This is a genomic window from Thalassoroseus pseudoceratinae (assembly GCF_011634775.1).
Lineage (GTDB): Bacteria > Planctomycetota > Planctomycetia > Planctomycetales > Planctomycetaceae > Thalassoroseus > Thalassoroseus pseudoceratinae.
Map to the genome: position 1 here is coordinate 457,426 of NZ_JAALXT010000001.1, position 18,810 is coordinate 476,235.

At 55.3% G+C, this 18,810-nt stretch carries 15 protein-coding genes and 2 tRNA genes; 6 read left to right on the forward strand and 11 right to left on the reverse strand.

All coding sequences use genetic code 11. The annotated features are described in order from the left end of the window. Positions 1-105: 105 nt before the first annotated feature. Positions 106-1,044 (reverse strand): ADP-ribosylglycohydrolase family protein, encoded by a 939-nt coding sequence (locus G6R38_RS01600; protein WP_166819940.1) that lies wholly within the window; start codon positions 1,042-1,044, stop codon positions 106-108. 488 nt (positions 1,045-1,532) lie between these two features. Next, positions 1,533-1,606, reverse strand: a tRNA-Val gene (locus G6R38_RS01605). A gap of 664 nt (positions 1,607-2,270) precedes the next feature. Here G6R38_RS01605 and G6R38_RS01610 point away from each other — a divergent pair. Further along, positions 2,271-2,343 (forward strand) — tRNA-Lys (locus G6R38_RS01610). A gap of 77 nt (positions 2,344-2,420) precedes the next feature. Here G6R38_RS01610 and G6R38_RS01615 read toward each other — a convergent pair. The 5 genes from G6R38_RS01615 to nrdR all read right to left on the reverse strand — a co-directional run bounded on the left by G6R38_RS01615 (position 2,421) and on the right by nrdR (position 8,354). Continuing rightward, entirely contained in the window at positions 2,421-3,950 is a 1,530-nt protein-coding gene (locus tag G6R38_RS01615) for a sulfatase family protein (RefSeq protein WP_166819941.1), read from the reverse strand. A gap of 106 nt (positions 3,951-4,056) precedes the next feature. Then, the gene (locus tag G6R38_RS01620; RefSeq protein WP_166819942.1) at positions 4,057-5,445 is read right to left on the reverse strand and encodes a YncE family protein; all 1,389 of its coding nucleotides are present in this window, start codon (positions 5,443-5,445) and stop codon (positions 4,057-4,059) included. A gap of 45 nt (positions 5,446-5,490) precedes the next feature. After that, entirely contained in the window at positions 5,491-6,534 is a 1,044-nt protein-coding gene (locus G6R38_RS01625) for a tetratricopeptide repeat protein (RefSeq protein ID WP_166819943.1), read from the reverse strand. A 40-nt stretch (positions 6,535-6,574) separates the two neighbouring features. Next, complete coding sequence (locus G6R38_RS01630; RefSeq protein ID WP_166819944.1) at positions 6,575-7,621, reverse strand: hypothetical protein; 1,047 nt, start codon at positions 7,619-7,621, stop codon at positions 6,575-6,577. A gap of 259 nt (positions 7,622-7,880) precedes the next feature. Continuing rightward, on the reverse strand, positions 7,881-8,354 hold the full coding sequence (gene nrdR, locus G6R38_RS01635) for a transcriptional regulator NrdR (RefSeq protein ID WP_166819945.1): 474 nt from the start codon (positions 8,352-8,354) through the stop codon (positions 7,881-7,883). Positions 8,355-8,453: 99 nt separating this feature from the next. On the opposite strand from nrdR, the gene G6R38_RS01640 reads away from it, so the two are divergent. Beyond that, positions 8,454-9,794: an MFS transporter gene (locus G6R38_RS01640; RefSeq protein ID WP_166819946.1), complete on the forward strand. Its 1,341-nt coding sequence runs from the start codon at positions 8,454-8,456 to the stop codon at positions 9,792-9,794. Positions 9,795-9,801: 7 nt separating this feature from the next. Here G6R38_RS01640 and G6R38_RS01645 read toward each other — a convergent pair whose 3' ends face one another. Continuing rightward, on the reverse strand, positions 9,802-10,098 hold the full coding sequence (locus G6R38_RS01645) for an HNH endonuclease signature motif containing protein (RefSeq protein ID WP_166819947.1): 297 nt from the start codon (positions 10,096-10,098) through the stop codon (positions 9,802-9,804). A 168-nt stretch (positions 10,099-10,266) separates the two neighbouring features. Between G6R38_RS01645 and G6R38_RS01650 the strand changes: the two genes are divergently transcribed. The 4 genes from G6R38_RS01650 (at position 10,267) to G6R38_RS01665 (ending at position 15,665) form a co-directional block, all read left to right on the forward strand. Further along, positions 10,267-10,770, forward strand: a complete 504-nt coding sequence (locus G6R38_RS01650; RefSeq protein WP_240928024.1) for a glycine cleavage system protein H — start codon at positions 10,267-10,269, stop codon at positions 10,768-10,770. 53 nt (positions 10,771-10,823) lie between these two features. Beyond that, positions 10,824-11,876: a 4Fe-4S dicluster domain-containing protein gene (locus G6R38_RS01655; RefSeq protein ID WP_166819948.1), complete on the forward strand. Its 1,053-nt coding sequence runs from the start codon at positions 10,824-10,826 to the stop codon at positions 11,874-11,876. After that, positions 11,758-13,785: a prenyltransferase/squalene oxidase repeat-containing protein gene (locus G6R38_RS01660; protein ID WP_166819949.1), complete on the forward strand. Its 2,028-nt coding sequence runs from the start codon at positions 11,758-11,760 to the stop codon at positions 13,783-13,785. The genes G6R38_RS01655 and G6R38_RS01660 overlap by 119 nt, the downstream gene beginning before the upstream one ends. 89 nt (positions 13,786-13,874) lie before the next feature. Further along, positions 13,875-15,665 (forward strand): polyprenyl synthetase family protein, encoded by a 1,791-nt coding sequence (locus G6R38_RS01665; RefSeq protein ID WP_166820913.1) that lies wholly within the window; start codon positions 13,875-13,877, stop codon positions 15,663-15,665. Between the two features lie 24 nt (positions 15,666-15,689). On the opposite strand, the gene G6R38_RS01670 is transcribed toward G6R38_RS01665, so the two are convergent. From G6R38_RS01670 to ilvB, 3 genes are all read right to left on the reverse strand, one after another. Next, complete coding sequence (locus G6R38_RS01670) at positions 15,690-16,181, reverse strand: hypothetical protein (RefSeq protein WP_206028425.1); 492 nt, start codon at positions 16,179-16,181, stop codon at positions 15,690-15,692. A 46-nt stretch (positions 16,182-16,227) separates the two neighbouring features. Then, on the reverse strand, positions 16,228-16,686 hold the full coding sequence (locus G6R38_RS01675) for a hypothetical protein (protein WP_166819951.1): 459 nt from the start codon (positions 16,684-16,686) through the stop codon (positions 16,228-16,230). Positions 16,687-16,886: 200 nt separating this feature from the next. Continuing rightward, positions 16,887-18,698, reverse strand: coding sequence for a biosynthetic-type acetolactate synthase large subunit (ilvB, locus tag G6R38_RS01680; protein WP_240928026.1), 1,812 nt, complete (start codon positions 18,696-18,698; stop codon positions 16,887-16,889). Positions 18,699-18,810: the final 112 nt, after the last annotated feature.

Below are 18,810 nucleotides of genomic sequence, written 5' to 3' on the forward strand. Positions count from 1 at the left end.
GATCTGGACCTGCCTCGAGTCAAAATTGCTGGAGTCTCCAAAGGACCATCAGTATTAGCGGCACCACGAGGGCCAGCTTCACCAAGTTTGCCGAAGATCCGCTTTCTAACCGTTGTTCACAATCAAACCCGTTAAGGCTTGTTCAAGCATCTCCCGCTTGGCGAGTCCGTCGAGCCACTCCTGTGGGATGCCGGCTTCTCCCCAAAACGCTCCTGCAAACTGTCCGCAGACGGCTCCCGTCGTATCGGCGTCGTCTCCCAGATTGACCGCTTTAAGCACGGCTTCACGGAAATCTTGAGCATCGTGAAACGCCCACAAAGCCGCCTCCAAACTCTTGACGACATAACCGCTCCCCTGAATTTCTGGCGGCTGGAGTCTTCGAAAACTGCCCAATGCAACCACGTCTACTGCAGGATGAAGTGGTTGAAGTCGTCGAAGTTGTTCGAGCGGTTCCCAGTCAGGAGCCAGCACTGTGTCCCGATCCAATCCGTGCATCAACCCGGCCAGAATGAGAGCCATGTACTGACAGGCTGATAGACATTGAGGACTGCCATGCGTGGGCAAGCTCGACTCCGCTGCGAGCGTGGCCAGTTGCTCGATTTGATTTGGAAAGTGATCCAAATAGCGTATGGGTACCGGAGCCAATCGCATGATCGAACCGTTGCCGCTGGCACGCTCGGCCCGATCACCCGAGTTCCGAGCATCCCCATCCCGTTCAAACAGCACGAGCGAGGCCCGCGTCGTGATTCCAATATCGAAACAGCGACCGTTCACGGAATAAGTTCCGTTTCGCCACCAATCGACATATCGCCGAGCTTGATCGTCGAGGTCCCAGCCGACTTGGGCGATGCTCTCGGCCATCGCGAGAGCCATACTGGTGTCATCGGTCCACTCCCCGGGGCTGAGACCATGCGGGCCACCAGCCCGATAGCCAGTCACGGGCGCAAATGAACCAGGCGGCTTGAACTCGACAGCCGCTCCCAGAGCATCACCGACAGCCAAACCGAGCAGGCAACCGCTTCCGCGGTTCTTGAACTGGTTCATCTCAGTCCTCGCCATCTGCAAGTTCAGAAATCTGTGCAAGAGGAATTGCCACTCGCCGCACGTCGTCGTTCCGATCGGGGAGCACCTGCCGCTCCAGATAGCCGGAGCCCGGACGCGATACAAAACGAGAAAATCGTTCGGTGAAGGGTGAGCCTCCCAGACCGCCAGCGCCGAGGCAGATCAGGCCTCGACCGAGAGTCGCAGCGTCGGCTGTCGCATCTTGTCCCGAGATGGATGAGATGCTTTTCTATTCAGGGGTCCAGAGCATCCGAGGTTGCCAAACCACACATGATTCGAGATGGGATCGGCATGGGGGCCGAAATACGACAGCGCCGAATCGTTGCCGGTCCCGGACATATCCACCAGATTGCCGCTCAGATTGCAACAAAAATCACAGAATAGTGGACCACTTAATGGACCACGCCGAATTTGTCCTTAGTGGACCAATTCGGCGTGTCGTAAGTCATCGCTATTTCTTGCCTCAAAAGTGATCCCTACTGGACTCGAACCAGTGACCTCTTCCGTGTGAAGGAAGCGCGCTAGCCAACTGCGCCAAGGGATCGGTGAGGTGAAAAATAACGAGTTCGTGGGGAGAACTCAAGTGTTTGAAGCTTGGTTGATCGTGAATTCATGAGGTTCGAGATCTGCTTGGTCGTGGTTGAGCAAGCGTATGTCGCTCGCACACTCATTGGAACATGTAGCAACACCGCTGTCGTCGATCTTTCCGGTTCGCCGTCCACACCAAGTGCGTCCTATCGATCAATGCTGTCCGTGTGCGAGCGATACCGCATGCAAAATCAGTCTCCCGGACTTGTCCCTGGTCATTTGCGAGTGGCGAAACAGCGACGAGCAGCCGTCGGCGACCTCTGGGTGAAGTGGTCAAACAGACCAGACACGCGACTTCGCCACCCGTGCATTCGTGTGCTCGTTTCTCGAACAAATGGATGGCCGTATGCTGAAACTTCTTCTGGAGGCCGGCGGAGGAGTGTCCAGGAAACCGAGGGAATAGTTCAATGAACACGCAACACCGGATTTCAACAATGTTCTAATTGTTCTGAACGGGCAACAAATCGAACGACTCACCACAATGAACATTCAGATAGGAGCCCACCCCAAAGTCCGTGGGTTCGTGGGAATTCCGGCAAAGCTTGGAATCGCGTTGCTTTGTGGGTTTGCATTTTCGAATCCAGACGCTAACATTCCTCAACAGCTTAACAATCACCCACGAAGGCGTAGCTCAGTTGGTAGAGCAACGGACTTTTAATCCGTAGGTCCAGGGTTCAAGTCCCTGCGCCTTCACTCATAACCCCGCAACTCTCATGAGTTGACGGGGTTTTCTTTCGTCCATTGATTGTGTAGCGGACGACGATGAGCTTTCAATTGGGGTAGTCGTTGCCGGTGACACTGTTGAGTACGGACTCTTGCCAGTCGCGAAGCTCTTTGGTCAATTTCTGTGTCAGTTCGATGTTCGATTCCGCGATGTTCTTTGATTCGGCCGGATCTTCGACCAGATCGTAGAGTTCCGGAACTTCCATGCCGTTACCTTCGCCATCAATGACGAGCTTGTAGCGGTTGTGAACGAAGGAACGCGGGCCGGTGAAGTCGGCGGGTTTGATGGGTGGTTGCTCAAAGTTATTGAAGCTGCGAGTGAGTTTGCCTTGCAGGTACTTCACGAGCGGCGTGGTTCCCTCTTGCAATTTCGGATCAATGTACGGCTCGGGCAGGGGGGTCTGGCCGCGAATATTTTGTGTGTCGTACTGCCAGAAACCAATCGGTTTGGGGCGTTCGGTCATCGTGCCATCCAACACCTCGACCAATGAAATGCCGTCGATCGGCCGTTCGGGGACGTCCACTCCCACCAGCTCACATAGTGTTGGCAGAAGATCACTGGTGACAGCGGGAACTTGCGTCCGGCTCGGCTTCTTGATTCGACTTGGCCATTCGATCACGCCAGGTACGCGAATTCCACCTTCGTAGACCGAGGCCTTGTCTTCCCGAAACGGCGTCGTAACGCGGTCGGTGCTTGGCGGGCTGCCGTTGTCACCGCAGTAGAAGACCATCGTGTTTTCGCGTAGTCCCGATTTCTTCAAGTAGTCGCGAAGCGTACCGATCGAACGGTCCATCGCAGTGATTTCGGCATACCGCTCTTGGAGCACGTCACGAAGTGGGCGGGTCGTCGGCCGTCCCGTTTTCATCGAGGTCAACCGAACTGTTCGTTTGGCGTAGGATTCCGGCAAGTCTGCATACAACGCCAAATCTTTTTCGAGACCACTATACGGTTCATGCGGCGAACCGAACCATACGACGGCTAGGAATGGTTTGTCTAGTTCCTTGGCGTTGTGGATGAATTTGATTGTCTCGTCGATCGTGACTTCCGACCCCTCACCAGGGTACTCCTTTGGCTTTTGACCATTGCGAGAGAAGATCGGATTCATTTCGTAGAAGTTGTCGTGTGAGAGATACTCTTGAAATCCCATCTCACGGGGGTTGGTCGGCGACGCAGCCTTGACCGGCCCCAGATGCCATTTGCCGAAGTGAGCACAACGATACCCGGCCGACGAGAGCAGGTGTGCGATCGTGATTTCCTCCGGACGGATGGAATATCCGGGTTCAAATGTGCCGTATCGGTTCGGATGCCGCCCCGTCAGGAAACTTCCCCGCGTGGGCGAGCACGTTGGATGACCGGCGTAGAAACGGTCGAACTGCAGTCCCGTTTTGGCCATTTCATCCAGCACCGGTGTTTTGAGGTGCGGATGCCCGTTGTACCCCGTCTCACTCCAACCATGATCGTCCCCCATCAAGAGCACGAAGTTCGGAGTATCGGCGGCAAGTCCCGATTGACTGCACACCAAGGCAACGGTCAGCAGTGACACCGAAGCAGCGAGTTTTCGCCAATTGCGTTTCATGAGAAGCCTGTATTCATCGGAGAAATCGAATTTGTTCGGACTTCCCACGATACCGCGACGACTCAAGATCGCAAGTCGAGACGCGAATCTCGCGTCTGATGATTCATCAACGTTCCGACTTCGGAATGTGAATCACTGAGAGCCCACAGTAATCCCAAGCTCGGGTGCCGCGGCTGACATTCCATGTGACGAACAGTTGGCGACCGTCCTCCGACAATGCGGTGCTGTAAGTGCCTTTGGGAATGAAACCATATTTGTTTTCGTAGAACGGGTGCAGAAACGCGATGACCTTCTTGCGTCCGGTTGAAATGTCGAACTGAACGATGGGCGTGCCGTCCCGAAATCCACCGCCGTGAGCCCCGGGAGAGTAGTAGAGAAACCGTCCAGTGGGATCGACGTCAATCGAAGCCACATAGGCGTTCTCGCCCACTTTTGCAGCACCGATTTTCCTGGCCGTTTCCGATTTGACGTTGAACTCCCAGATGGTGGCATCGCCCTGGCGTTGGCCGGTTGAGACGGTGTAGATCAAACCGTCCTTGGTTTCTTCCGTCGCAGCGCGAATTCCGAGTGTAACACCAACCTTGCTCGGCGGTTTGCCGGTGTCGGGGTCGAAACACATGAGTTCGCCGTCCTGATTGCCAGGCACGTAAAAGAGTTTCCCGGTTGACTTGGATAACATCATGTATCGAGCCGGTCCATTAGGCCCAGCGTACAACAACTTCCCGCCCAACAGATCATACGCGAAGAAAACAATCTCCTGATTCTTCGCATCCGGACCAGCCGCGGTTCCACCGTAAAAAATCATTCGCTCAGGATCGAGCACACTATTCGGAATACTATGTTTCGCGATGGGGATGGCGAGAACTTCACTCTGACCAGTTTGGGGATTCGTGCGAAAGATCCAATCGCCCTGGTAATGATTGGCGTCGTTGGCGGCACGAGGCGAACCGCGATGCGTTGCGTAGTAGAGCCAACCATCTTTGCCCATCTGGACACGACTGTGAATCTTCCCCGGTGTGTAATGCCCGTCCGGCAAATCGAGCAGCTCCGCGACATCGACAAGCGATCGCAGCGACTTTGCCTCGGGATCGTACTCATAGACATGAGCCGTCCCAGTGCCGTACTTCGCCACGCCGCGACCAATCGCGTAGTGATCGCCAATCGCCGAGTAGTACTTTCCGTTGGCAACCGATCCGTCTCCCCAATTCGACCACGGTTTTCCCGGGTAGTCTTGATTGGGATAGAACATAAAGTCGACGGTCGGGACTTCGTCCGCGATCACGACATCACGCCCCAGCCCTGTGGGCGGTTCAAGGAAAACTGCGGATCGGTCCGTCACCACGGATTTTCCATTGGGAAGGGTGGGCGGGTAGGGCAGGTCCTCATCGCGGACGACTTTGGCTTTGCCCGACTTTTTGGACTGCGCCGATACGCGAACCGCGTCGAACAACACAAGTGCCCAGAGACTACACATCAGCAGGAATGGTCGGTACATCTTCGTTGAGCCCCGATGTAGAACGCGATCAATCAGAATGGAATTTTATGGAGCCCGAGATGAATTTGTCGGCTCACTTTCGGCAGCGGATCGCAATTGTGTGGCTGCTTCACTATTGGGATACCGGGAAATGATCTCCCGTTCAAGCGTGTCGGCATCGGCGACTCGACCAATGGTTCGCAGAGAATCCGCCGCATGCTGCATGGACAACGCCGCCAAATGCACGTTATCTCCGTAAACTAATGGCACCCACAGAAACGCGGCCGCCGCTTGCCCATATTGTTGTTTCGACCGATAGGCCTCGCCGAGAGTGTACCATGGTCCGCCGCGAAGTGACTCACGAAGAAACCGAATGTCGGCGGCCCATAAATTGAGATCGGCAGTCGAGACCTGATCACGGTGAATGCTCAGACGCCAAAGTTGCATCTTCGCCAACTGACGCCATGGTTCCGCGGCGGTGGTTGCTAGTCGGCTCATCTGAATTCGGGCCGCCGCCGTGTGCTCGGTATCCAGCAACAGGACGCTGGCCGACAAGAGTTGAGCGAATTCCTGATCGCGTTTGTTCCACGCTAACGCTTCACTGCGGAGTTGCGGTGCAACACGAGATTGCGTCCACCAAAGCGGTGCGAGTGCAATGTGTCGCGTGTTGGGTTCGCTTCGAATGATCGCAAGAAATCGATTTCCCGCAGCAACGTAGTCGGTTCGATGGAACGCGCAGCGAATCAGCATGGCGAGAATGTCGCGTCTTACCCAAGCACGCGATTCCTTGACCAACGCCGCCTGAAATTCCTTTTCGGCTTTCGCAATCTGACCGTCCGCAAACTCACGTAAGCCATTGACGTGCGGTTCTGACAGAGGAGTGACGACCTCGACGACTTGATCCGCTGACTTGGTTAGTGTCGGGCCATCGTGTTTCAATCGGTAGCGAATCTGTGATGCATTGTATTCGGAGATGAAGCAAGTCACGACGATTTCACCGCCGCTCGCCTGACGAAATCGAAAACGATCTGTCGGCTCGGCTGCGGATGCCGGATTGATCGTTCCTGAAAGCACCATCACTAATCCGAGCAGCAAACCGAAACACTGCAAGCAACGAGTCCATCGATCACGATTGCCGGCGTGCTGGGGCTCAGCGGAGTTTTTCGGTGTTCTTGTACGTGTAGGTTCCACGATTTTGGACCGCGAGAATACGAAGTGAATTGGTTTCCTCCGGCTGCAGGTCTGGTCCCTGGTCGAACTTGATGCAATGAATCGCAGCCCGTTTGCCACGATTCAAGCGGTTGCGGATCGCACGGAGTTCGCTCGGCTGAACTTCGGAATCGGCATCGGTCAGAAAGAACACGACATCCGGTTCGAACGAGAACGCTAGTTCCAAAGCCGGCATATGTTTGGTGCCGCCTTCCGCGACGATCGTGGAAATGAACCGATCCGCGAGGACGAGATTATGGTCAATTGCCCGGTATAGTTTGAGACGCTGATCATTCCTCAGCCGCATCGGAAAAATCACATCACTATACGCGACGATCTGAAACTGTTGGCTACGGTCAAGACGGTTGACGCTTTCCTTCAACTTTGCTTTGGCGTAATCAATCGCATCGTCGAGCCGCATACTGTCGGACGTATCAATCACATACACGATCCGCTCCGCCTTCGACGTCAGCCCCATAAAGTTGACTTCGCCGGCACCGACACCGCCCGATGGCGGCGGAGTTTGGGGATTCGGTTTGAGGGGCGATGGCTTGAGCTCCGATGGTTCCAGTTCCGTCGCCGGCGTGCCACCGACCGGTGCGGTCTTCGCTCCCATGCCGATTAGTGGTGTCGGTTCCGGTTCCGGCACCTTCGTCAGATTATTGAGCGTTTGCTCGTCGAGTTCCGTGGATTGTGTCGTCGACTCCAGCGGATCGGGTACCGGTTCGACAACGGATTCCGGTGTGGGCACATCTTCCGAGATGGGCTGCTCGACTGGGTTTTCCGGTTTCAGATAGATGCCGACTTCCCGCAAACCGTCTTCCGTAGAAGGACCGATGCCGGGCGAACTATCCCCGCAACTTGGCAGGCCGGACGTTACCAGAACTCCCAAGACGATTCCGTGAATGAACGCGGACACAATCCACCCCGAACCGGTGGCGGAAGATTTTGTAGGCGGTGGGGAAGGTGAACTGACGGTCGGCGGCATGGATGTTCCCAACCTGACGAAACAATGTCACGCGTGTGTCCATTGGCCATTCTATCCGCATTCGGCGAAAATCCGAAGACGGACTTTCCTCGCAAGTCCGGTGTCGAGGGTGTGACGTCTCGTCGACAGCCCCCGATCCGGTGAGAATGGGCGATCAGAGCAGTAATGATTTGATTGGAACGGGGGCGATGTCGTGGAAGACCGGAAGCAATGGCATTTCCCAATCCACCACGACTGATAAAAACGATTGCAAACCGTTCTAACGGGGTGGAGCAGGGCCGGTTCTCAGAATAGGCTCCAATTCCTCGACGAAGTCGTTGACGTCTTCGTAGTCTCGATAGACAGAAGCGAACCGCACGAATGCGACTTGATCCAACTCACGAAGGGCTTCAATGACCCGCTCGCCGATGAACCGGGAGTTGACTTCACGTTCAAAACTCTCGTGAATCTCCGATTCTACACCGGCAATGATTGCGTCGACTTGCTCTTCGGAAACGGGCCGTTTCCAACACGCTTTTTCGATTCCCGCTCGCAAGCGTTCGCGGCAAAACGGAACACGGTTGCCGTTTTTCTTCACAACCTTGATTGTCGATTGCTCAATTTTTTCGTACGTGGTAAACCGGCGACGACAGTCCGGATGCAAACACTCGCGACGACGTCGGATGACGAAATCGTGACTTGCCCGCGAATCGATGACTCGCGTTTCACCTTGTCGACAAAATGGACAGTGCATTAGGTCCGACTCTCCGCGACTTGGGAACAGGGGCACCAGTTCCTGTGTGTTGGAAGCACACTGTCACTCACTCGATATTTCCCCACACGTAGAATACTCATGTCAACGCCCGATGACCAGTCATTCTCAAACAAAACCTCAGGAACGGAGAATACTGAAGAACAACCGCAGATTGAACTCTCACGGTTGACTCGGTCGGTCATGGTCAACCAATTGGTCTGGACCGCGGGGTATTCACTGACTTCCGGCGGGTTTCTTTTGTACTTTGCGAAGGGGTTGGGAGCCGAACAATGGGCGATCACCGTTCTGCTGGTTCTCCCCGAGATGCTTGGGATCACAGGGTTGTTCGGTCGGAAATTGTTGCAACGGTTCGGCAGCTCCAAACGCTTTTTTCTGACGTTCTCACTACTTGCACGTTGTTGCATGTTGGCGGTTCCGTTCTACGGCTTTCGACTGTTCCGAGCCGATGGCGACGTCGCATTCGCATCCATGATTGGCGTGTTGGCGATTTCGTATATCCTGCAAGAGATCGCATATGTCATCTACATTGCCTGGATTAGCGAACTGGCACCGCAATCGCATTGGGGACGTTTCTTTGCCTGGCGAAACATCGCGAAACTGGTTTCGATGTTGACCGTTCCGGTTGCGGGGGGATTTCTCCGCGATTGGTGGCGGCATGCGGGTCCGCCCGAGGAAGCATTACTCGCTTACGAGATTGCGTTCTCACTGGGTGTCGTCTTGCTGACGGTTTCGCTGCTGCCGATGCTCAAGGTTCCTGATGTTTCACTCCCGCCACTCGCCGACGCGGTTCCGAGTTGGAAACGAATTCGAGAGGCATGGCGGGAACCATCCATGCGATTCCTTCTCTTGCATGCCTGGTGTTTGGCCTTCGCGAATGGCTTGACTCAGCAAGCGTTTTTCTCACTGACGTACGGACACCTGGGAATTCAACTGGGCATGTATTACGGCCTCAGCAGTTTGATGCAACTGGTCAAATTGCCCGTCAGTTGGTTTTCCGGACGGCAATGTGATCGATCTGGGAACCTCCGGCCGCTCGTGATCGGTTTGATCATCGCGAGTAGCGGGTTGGTGTTTTGGCTGCTCGCCACGAAGGAACAGTGGTGGTGGGTGATTCCGGCTTACACATGCTGGGGATTCTATGCGATGGCGAACATCGCAGGCCGCAACTTGGCATTGGAATTATCACCGGCCGCGGATCGGTTAGTACACTTCGCGTTGTTTCGACAGGTGAGCGGTGTCTGTGCGGGGATGTCGGGACTGCTCGGAGGATGGTGGCTTGGGAAACTCTTTGCAGCAGACGTGGAATGGAGTTTTCTCGGGCGGACGTTGGGAGCCGCTCATGTGATCATTGTCGTTTCACTGATCGGTCGATACGCATCGCTTCTGTGGTTGATTCCCGTACGTGAACCAAGCGAGTAGTCAGGTTTCAACGACGCTTCCGCTTGGCGGTTTTGGTGCGTATGCGAGCAGTTGGCTTTCGACGTCGTATCCAGCGAATCCAACTTTGAAACTGCTCTGCCGCCAGAAGTTGCTCGATGGTGCCGTAGTGCCTCTCGAGTTCTTTCTCGGTAAAAACCGCATGAATTTGCCGATGACACGTCGTGCAAAGCAGCACTGTTTCCCGGCCTTTGCGGCTTTTGGGCACGATATGGTGTTTGTTCATCTGCCCACGATCGTACTCATGCTCGCAAATTGGACACGTCCCAAGTTCAGTGATTTTCATTTCAGAGACCACTCCAACGGCTGAGGAAAGCAATTTCGATCAGGGGGTGTCAACGGAATATCCTATCGCTTTTCAGCAGCTTGGCCAACGATTGGTTTGCCGCTGCTTGCATCCGTCTGCTGAACTGTTTCTACTAGGAGTACGTTGAGTGAATCTCGGTTCGCCCGGATGATTCCACTCACAACCACCGAAACTTCCAACCGCAAGCGACCGCCCGCCATGTCGGATGACCTCATCTTCGCGATGGGGAAATACGAAGCCCGTATTCCCACCGATCGACAATACTCGAAGAACCATATGTGGGTCCAAAAAACCTCCACTGACTCTGTTCGCGTGGGTTTGACGGCGTACTCTGTACGGTTGCTGCAAGACGTGTACTTTTTGGAATGGTCGATCGATCCCAACACCGCCGTTGCCGACCGTCAGGAGATCGGGGAAATCGAAAGCAGCAAGGCGGTGTCGTCGCTGCATACGCCATGTGCGGGACAAATTCTGGCATTCAACGAAGACTTGCTGAACGATCCGTCGCACATCAACGCCGACACCTACGAAGCCGGTTGGTTATACGAGATGCAACTCCACACAGATTTGCTCTCCGCTGACGAGTACTTGCAGCATCTCGAGCAGGGTTGGGAAAAAGATCAGCGACTGATTAAAGGTCAGGTCAACTGATTCATCGGACCGAACTCCGAATTTTTCTGCGAGATTGAACCGAAAGAAATACCATGGCCGCGAAGAAATTGACCGTCGTAATTTCGCAGCATCAAGGCAAACACCCCGTTAAGCGAAACATGGAGGAGGAAATCGCGGCGGCGTTGATCATGGACAACGACATTGACGTGTCCCTGGTTCCGCATGTCTACGATATGTCTGCCGATCACACGGGGATGCTGTTTCTCAAAGGCATTCCGGGTCCGGTGGTGGTGTTGGCGTGGATGTATCCGCGGGCGTGTCGCTGGATTCTGGACCGTCAAGGCGTGCGTGGCCAAGAGGGAGTGACGCTGCTCAAGGCTGAGGGAGAAGACGAGGACGAACTTCCCAATCCCGAGGAAGAGCAAAACACCAATGGCATCGGCTCGCTGGATGTGCCGAAGCGAAAGTTGTGGTGCTTGGACTTGCGTGCGTACGCGGAACCGGAAGTCTATCTGGAGGAAATCCGGCGGATCGCCAAAGATTGCACCATGCAAACGGTCGATCTGCTTGGCTGGATTGGTGGCCAACCGAAGGCCGACCAAATGCAGCGATATTTGGCATCACCTTCGAAGCCAGAACCCGCTGCCGAAACTCCCGCACCGATTCCGACATCCGCAGACCAGGAACCGACCAAACGCCGGTGGTATCCAGTCATCGACTACAGCCTCTGCACGAACTGTATGGAGTGCATCGATTTCTGTTTGTTTGGTGTGTATGGGGTCGATCAACTTGACCGAATTTTAGTCGAAGAACAAGACAACTGTAAGAAAGGTTGCCCCGCGTGTAGCCGGGTCTGTCCCGAGAACGCCATCATCTTTCCGCAACACAAAACGCCCGCGATCGCCGGTGCCGAAGGCGAAGTCGCCGGTCTGAAGATCGATCTCTCCAAATTGTTCGGCGGCGACGACAGCGGCAAAACGCCGTTGGAAATGGCCGTGTTGGAACGTGACCAAGAACTGGTCGCCGATGGACGCGACGCGGTCGGCATGGAAGTCGGTATCCCCAAGCGTCAACCCGCCACTGCCACCGCCCCCCGTGACGAACTTGACGACCTCATGGACGGTCTCGACGATCTTGATTTGTAACCCCGCCCGACTGGAAAGTTCCGTCTTGGATATCGAACGACTACACCAAGGCTACAGCAAGACCCGCGATCATCTCCTCTCACAACGCAATGCGGCCGGGCATTGGGTAGGAGAGTTGTCCACTTCGGCGTTGTCTACTGCAACAGCGGTGATGGCACTCGAAATGGTGTCGCGTCACCCGAATAGTGATTGGGATACGGATCGACTACGGTCTTTCATCAAGAACGGTCTCGCGTGGTTGGCGAGCCATCAGAATGATGACGGCGGCTGGGGCGATACCACGAAGAGTCTCAGCAATATTTCCACTTCAATGCTGGCTCGGGCGGTGTTTCGGGCGACGAACACTGAAGATCAATACGCCGATGTCGTGGCGAACGCTCAGGGATACATCGATCGTATCGGCGGGGTGCCGGCGGTGATTGCTCGGTATGGGAAGGACAAAACGTTTTCCGTGCCGATCCTCACGCACTGTGCGCTCGCGGGGATGGTCAAGTGGTCCACGATTCCCGCGTTGCCGTTCGAGTTGGCCTGCTTGCCGGCTCGGTTCTACAAGACGGTGCGGTTGCCGGTCGTGAGTTACGCATTGCCCGCGCTCATCGCCATCGGGCAGGTTCGGCATCACTTTGTGAAGTCGTGGAATCCGTATGCGTGGACGGTTCGCAATGCCGCCCGGAAACGGAGTCTCCAAGTCCTTGAACGCATCCAACCGTCCAACGGCGGATTCCTCGAAGCGACTCCACTGACCAGTTTCGTCACGATGAGTCTCGCTGGCATGGGGTTGGTCGAACATCCGGTGGTCAAGAAGGGCGTGCAGTTCATTCTCGATTCGGTCCGCGAGGATGGCAGTTGGCCGATCGATACCAATCTCGCGACGTGGGTGACCACGCTATCGGTCAACGCTCTCGGTGACGATCTGCCGGAAGCCGACCGCGAACCGATTCGGCGATTTCTGCTCGATCAGCAATACCAGACCGTCCACCCCTACACTAACGCCGACCCCGGTGGCTGGGCCTGGACCGACTTGCCCGGCGGTGTGCCAGACGCAGATGACACGCCAGGGGCGATGCTGGCGCTCTGTGGAGAATTGAGTGTGAAGGGTGGAGAGTCGGACGAAGCGATCGAACGCGGAGTGCGATGGTTGCTTGATCTGCAAAATCGTGATGGTGGGTTTCCGACCTTCTGTCGCGGTTGGGGGAAGCTGCCGTTCGATCGGAGTTCCGCGGATATTACCGCTCATGCTTGGCGGGCTCTGCATCGGTATTCGATTAGATTTGCATCTGAGTTTTTTTCAGATGTCAATCTCGCTGATCCCGCGAAGGATTGGGCAGTGACACGTGAAGACGGCTTTGAACGTCTCGTGGTCGTGCCTCGAAAAATCCAGCATGCAGTCAAACAAACGGAAAGATTCTTACAACGCGCTCAAAATCCCGATGGTTCCTGGTTCCCCCTTTGGTTTGGCAACCAACACCATCCTGACGAGGAAAACCCGACTTACGGGACCGCTCGGGTGTTGGCGGCTTATCGAGATGCGGAAAAATTGCAGTCCGAACCGGCGGTGCGTGGGGTTCAATGGTTGGTCGACAATCAGAACGACGACGGCGGTTGGGGGGCGTCGAAGGGAATCGTTTCGAGTGTCGAAGAGACGGCCCTGGCGACGGAAATTCTGCTTTCGGTGCCGACCGCTCGCGAATCGGCGTCGCGGGGCGTAGAATGGTTAATGGAAAAAATCGAGGACGGAAGTTGGACCGAACCTACGCCGATCGGTTTCTATTTCGCCAAGTTATGGTATTTTGAAGAGTTGTACCCGCAGATCTTCACGGTCGCCGCCCTGCGGAGAGCCTGCCAAGTGTTCCTACCCAAATCCGAACCCACCGAGACTTCCACCGAGAAGCTCGGGGAATCGAAATAGCAAGGAGATGTCCCGTGTCGATCGATGCGACGCCGTACTACGACGCCGACGGACCCACCGGCACGGCTGCCACTCCGTCAACTTCACGGATGGACGACGACCCAAAACCTGTCAAACGCCAACGACGCAAGAGCACCAGTCACCTTAAAGCCGTCCCGGAGACATTGACGGAACGCGAGGAGATCAAATCCGCGGCAGAACAGTTCGCAAAACGCCTGGACGCTGCTAACCCCTTCGCCAAGAAAACCTTGGAACAATGGGGCCGCGAACTGCTCGAAGAAATGCGGAAGCCGGAGAAATTCCTCGGCTTTGCGATGGTGCTGATCGGTAACTTTTTCTGGAAACGACAATTCCTGGCGATTCCGTTTGAACGCCGGATGCTGTTGTTGCCGCACTGTCTCAAACACGCCGAGGGTTGCCCGGCTGACTACGATGAATTTGGTCTCGACTGCGAACGCTGCGGAGCATGCTCCATCGCCGACTACAAGGTGAAAGCCGAGAAGCTGGGCTATAAAGTCCTCGTCGCCGAGGGCTCGCCCGTTGTGCTCAAGATCATCGTGTCTGGGCACATTGACGGCATTCTTGGCGTCGCGTGTTTGAACGTCTTGGAAAAAGCCATCGACAAGGTGCTCATCGCCGGTGTCCCGAGTTACGCGATCCCACTGCACTCTGGGGATTGCAAGAACACCACGCTCGACGAAAGTTGGGTATGGGACGTGCTCGAAGAATACGAACCGCTGCCCGAACCACAAACGAACAGCTACGTCCCGCTGTTACGTTCGGCAAATCGATTGTTCGACAAAGACCGCTTCGAAACGCTTCTTCCGCGAGTTCGGACCAAGACCGCCGAAGCTGCGAAAAGCCCGATCGGTCAAACGGAACGAATCTCTTACGATTGGCTTGCGAACGGCGGCAAACGGTTTCGTCCGTTTATGACGCTTGCGGCATACGACGCACTCACGGGTGCGGAATCGTTGAAGACGATGGGCGAGGAACCGATTGAAGTTTCTGATGGTGTTGGTCGTGTCGCGATGGCAATTGAGGCGTTTCACAAAGCCTCGCTTGTGCATGACGATATCGAAGACAACGACCAATTCCGATACGGTCAAGAAACCCTGCATCGGCAATACGACACGGGCACGGCGATCAATGTTGGTGACTACCTGATTGGCGTGGGTTATCGTCTTGTGACGGCCGCTTGCGGTGAAATTGGTGCGGAAGCCGCAGCCGATATCCTCGACCGCATGGCAGCAGCCCACATTAAGCTGTGTGACGGGCAGGGGGCTGAGATGGCTTGGCAGTCTTCAGACCTGTCGCTGTCGCCGCTCGACGCCCTGCAAATCTATGCCCTCAAGACATCGCCCGCATTCGAAGCCGCCTTGTATGCGGGCGTGCGGATGGCCGGATCGGTTGAAGACTACGAGGAAATGATTCCTCAGTTCGCCCGGCACGTGGGCATCGGATTTCAAATTCTCAATGACCTGAAGGACTGGCGTGGGGATGTGGACAACAAACTTGTTGCCGGGCAAGACGCGTTAGCGCTCAGGCCAACGGTCTTACTCGCGCTCGCATTGCAATCCGCCACGGAAGACGAGCAAGCCGAAATTCGTCACCTCTTGACGAGCGATGAACCTCCGGCATTGCGGATGGGTCGGCTGCGACGGGTGTTCGAGCGTTACGACGTCTTCAACAAAGCTGAATCACTGGTTGAAAAGTCGCGAGCCCGTGCTGAAGCCTTGGCAGATGCCGTCGAACCCGTGGAGTTTCGGCAGTTGCTTTACTTCCTCACCGACACCGTTTTGGCAGACGAGGACAACTCCGACCTGCCGCCACAGGCGAACGATATCTTGGTCCCGCTACCGATCGCGTCCGGCGTGTAGGTGGCATCAGACTCAAGCGTGAACTCAGCCCTTGGCCGGAGCCGGGGCTGGTTCGTCGTCAAATTCCTCGCAGCGTTTTTCCCATGCAAGCCGTTCGTTTTCCTTGGCTTGAAGGACACGCTCGGGTCGTAGACCAACTTGAAAGAAGCCATAGCCAAGTCGTGTGCAGTGCTCGACTTCGCACCTCAAAAACGTTGGGCCATTCGTGCCCGGCAGGATGGCAACCACCTGCTCAGCAGTAATCGGCTGACTGTGGACCAGCGACAGTCCGCCGACGGAAATGTCTTTGCTGACTGACGGCAACGCTTGGGAATAGTCGCCTCGCTTATTGTTCTCTGTCGGGACCAGCCACACCACTTCCGAAAACGGTGACCGCTCGTTCTTTCGGTCGGCATGTCGAATTCCGTCCATGCAAACTGTATTCACACGGTTGGTCAATGCCGTCTGGACTTCCTTACGGCGGTTGAAATAGTCGAAATCCAACATGACAGTCTCCAGCGACGGAATTGGCGGCATCAATGTAATCAAAGGTAGTTCAGAAATAAGGCGGTGCGCGGAGATCTCATGGAAAACCGTGTTGCTTTGGTGAAATTGTGTTCGACGAGAAAAAGCCGTCCACGTTGACGTTGTGCAGAAATTTGCCACCGCTTTCGTAGATGCCCCGCTGCAAGAATCGACACCAACTCAATCGCATTGCTCGATAAACTTGATCGGTCGTCTCCATGGGAAACGTGACCACGACAAAGCGTTCCGCAAGTGGTTCCAAGTGACGGAAAGAAAAACCACCGACAGAGATGTCGCGACCATCAACAACGATCGATGCCCCCACCTGCTTCCCGAAGGTTTCGTCAAACGGAGTGAGTAGCACCGAGTGATGGTAGCGAACCCGTTGCCATCGACGCATCGGTAGTGCTTGCCCGTGAGGTTGCCAACACAAATGCGATGGCGTGGTGAAGTCCGATAGCGTTGCCGACGAACCAATCGACGGATCGGTTGCCTTGGGCGTTTTGAGTTTTTGCACAGAGACCCCACACTATTTAAGCGTGCTGCAGAAGCAAGATTCGATGATGACGGCTCAGAACGAGACCGCCTCACGCGGGGATTGGATAAGCGGACTCCTTCCGGTTGACAAGCGTAGCTTGCAAACGGAAGAAGTCAAAAACTTGCCAGCAGTGTACAACAACTAAGCGGAATTTGGCCGAGCTGTGCTGTAGCCGACGGCTACTTTGTGATGATGTCTTGCACGGTGTGATTGCTAGGAATCATCGGCAAAACATGCTCTTGGTAGCTACAAAGCACATCAAGCAAGTACGGGCCATCATGATCGATCATCTCACGCACAGCCGCTTCGTAATCTGCTCGACGACGAACTTGCTTCGCTTTGATGCCATATCCTTCCGCAATTTGCACGAAATTGGGGTACGTGGCATCGGCGAATGTCGAACCGTCTCCCGATCCGAGCCATTCCGGGTGATCAATTGGGCCAAGATACGTGTGTGCCCGACGACCTTCCATGAACCGATCTTCCCACTGCACCACCATCCCAAGGTGCTGATTGTTCAACAGCAGAATCTTTACGGGAAGTTTTTCGCAATGCAATGTCGCCAGCTCTTGGATGTTCATTTGGAACGAACCGTCGCCGTCGATATCGACCACGAGTTCATTCGGGTACGCGGCTTGAACCCCCATCGCGGCAGGCAATCCGAAACCCATCGTGCCCAGACCGGAACTACTCAGCCAATGACGGGGTTCGTCGAATTTGTAGAATTGAGCTGCCCACATCTGATGCTGGCCGACACCAACTGCAATGTATGGGTTGCGTTCTCGGGTAATTCGCCAGAACTCCTCGATCGCGTACTGTTGAATCAATCCTTCGCCGGGATCGTTGTACGACAGGGGATGTTCCTTCTTCCAATGCGCGATCTTCGCCTTCCAATCCTCGATTTCCGGAAGATCGTCGTCCGTCATCGCTTTATTCAGATCTTGCAGGACCAATTTCAGGTCCGCCACGATCGGAATGTGTGCTTCCTTGTTCTTATGAATTTCGGAGGCATCAATGTCCACGTGGATAATTTTCCCGTGCCGCGCGAACTCCTCGAGTTTACCTGTCACACGGTCATCGAACCGCACGCCAAACGCCAACAGCAAGTCGGCTTCGTTGACGGCATAATTCGAATACACGGTGCCGTGCATACCGAGCATGTGAAGACTTTGCTCGTGCGTTCCCGGAAATGCCCCCAACCCCATGACGGTCATTGTGACCGGAATCCCCGTCTTGAGGGCGAACTCTTTCAGCTCTTCGGCTGCTCCGGAGGTGATAGCTCCACCGCCGACGTACAACACGGGGCGTTTGGACCGCTTCACCGCAGCGATGATTTGTTTGATCTGCTCCGGTCGGGCGGCATTCTGCACCGGTCGGTATCCGGGGAGATTCATTGGCGGGTCGTAATCGACTTCGTCCAGCGACGCCAACTGCACATCTTTGGGAAAATCGATCAAAACCGGCCCTGGTCGTCCGGTACTGGCCACGTGAAACGCTTCTTTCACGATTCGTGCGACATCTTTGATGTCGGTAATCATGTAATGATGTTTCGTAATCGCCCGACAAACTTCCACCATCGGCGTTTCTTGGAAGGCGTCGCTACCGATGACGGCTTGCGGAACTTGACCGGTAATACACACCATCGGGACGCTATCGAGTTTTGCGTCGGCAATGGCCGTGACGAGGTTAGTCGCACCCGGTCCGCTGGTTGCCATGCACACGCCGACTTTTCCGGTCGTACGCGCGACCCCTTGGGCTGCGAACGCACCGCCTTGTTCGTGACGTGGAAGAATCGTGCGAATTCGATCACGATGTTTCCGCAACGCTTGGTGCAGTGGCATACTCGCACCGCCTGGGTAAGCGAAGACATGTTCCACACCTTGCCGAATTAGGCCTTCCACAAGAATTTCCGCACCGACTACGGGCGAAGTAATAGGAAGGTCAGTTTCGTTCGGGGCGGTTGCTGTGCGGGTGTCTTCGGCGGATGCCACGGCTATGATCCTCTTGTGTTCAGGGTTTGTGGGACCCAATCTCTACAATCTTTCCAGGCTCATATCTTAGTCAACCACCCCCTGCGTTGGCGAGCAGGGATGGCAACCCCAG

Bases quoted from the DNA above. Each gene is read 5' to 3' on its own strand.
- G6R38_RS01665 (WP_166820913.1), top strand. From the start codon at position 13,875: ATGGACGACGACCCAAAACCTGTCAAACGCCAACGACGCAAGAGCACC.
- G6R38_RS01620 (WP_166819942.1), bottom strand. From the start codon at position 5,445: ATGTACCGACCATTCCTGCTGATGTGTAGTCTCTGGGCACTTGTGTTG.
- G6R38_RS01645 (WP_166819947.1), bottom strand. From the start codon at position 10,098: ATGAAAATCACTGAACTTGGGACGTGTCCAATTTGCGAGCATGAGTAC.
- G6R38_RS01650 (WP_240928024.1), top strand. From the start codon at position 10,267: ATGATTCCACTCACAACCACCGAAACTTCCAACCGCAAGCGACCGCCC.
- G6R38_RS01655 (WP_166819948.1), top strand. From the start codon at position 10,824: ATGGCCGCGAAGAAATTGACCGTCGTAATTTCGCAGCATCAAGGCAAA.
- G6R38_RS01640 (WP_166819946.1), top strand. From the start codon at position 8,454: ATGTCAACGCCCGATGACCAGTCATTCTCAAACAAAACCTCAGGAACG.
- G6R38_RS01615 (WP_166819941.1), bottom strand. From the start codon at position 3,950: ATGAAACGCAATTGGCGAAAACTCGCTGCTTCGGTGTCACTGCTGACC.
- G6R38_RS01600 (WP_166819940.1), bottom strand. From the start codon at position 1,044: ATGAACCAGTTCAAGAACCGCGGAAGCGGTTGCCTGCTCGGTTTGGCT.
- G6R38_RS01630 (WP_166819944.1), bottom strand. From the start codon at position 7,621: ATGCCGCCGACCGTCAGTTCACCTTCCCCACCGCCTACAAAATCTTCC.
- G6R38_RS01660 (WP_166819949.1), top strand. From the start codon at position 11,758: ATGGACGCGACGCGGTCGGCATGGAAGTCGGTATCCCCAAGCGTCAAC.
- G6R38_RS01670 (WP_206028425.1), bottom strand. From the start codon at position 16,181: ATGCCGCCAATTCCGTCGCTGGAGACTGTCATGTTGGATTTCGACTAT.
- nrdR (WP_166819945.1), bottom strand. From the start codon at position 8,354: ATGCACTGTCCATTTTGTCGACAAGGTGAAACGCGAGTCATCGATTCG.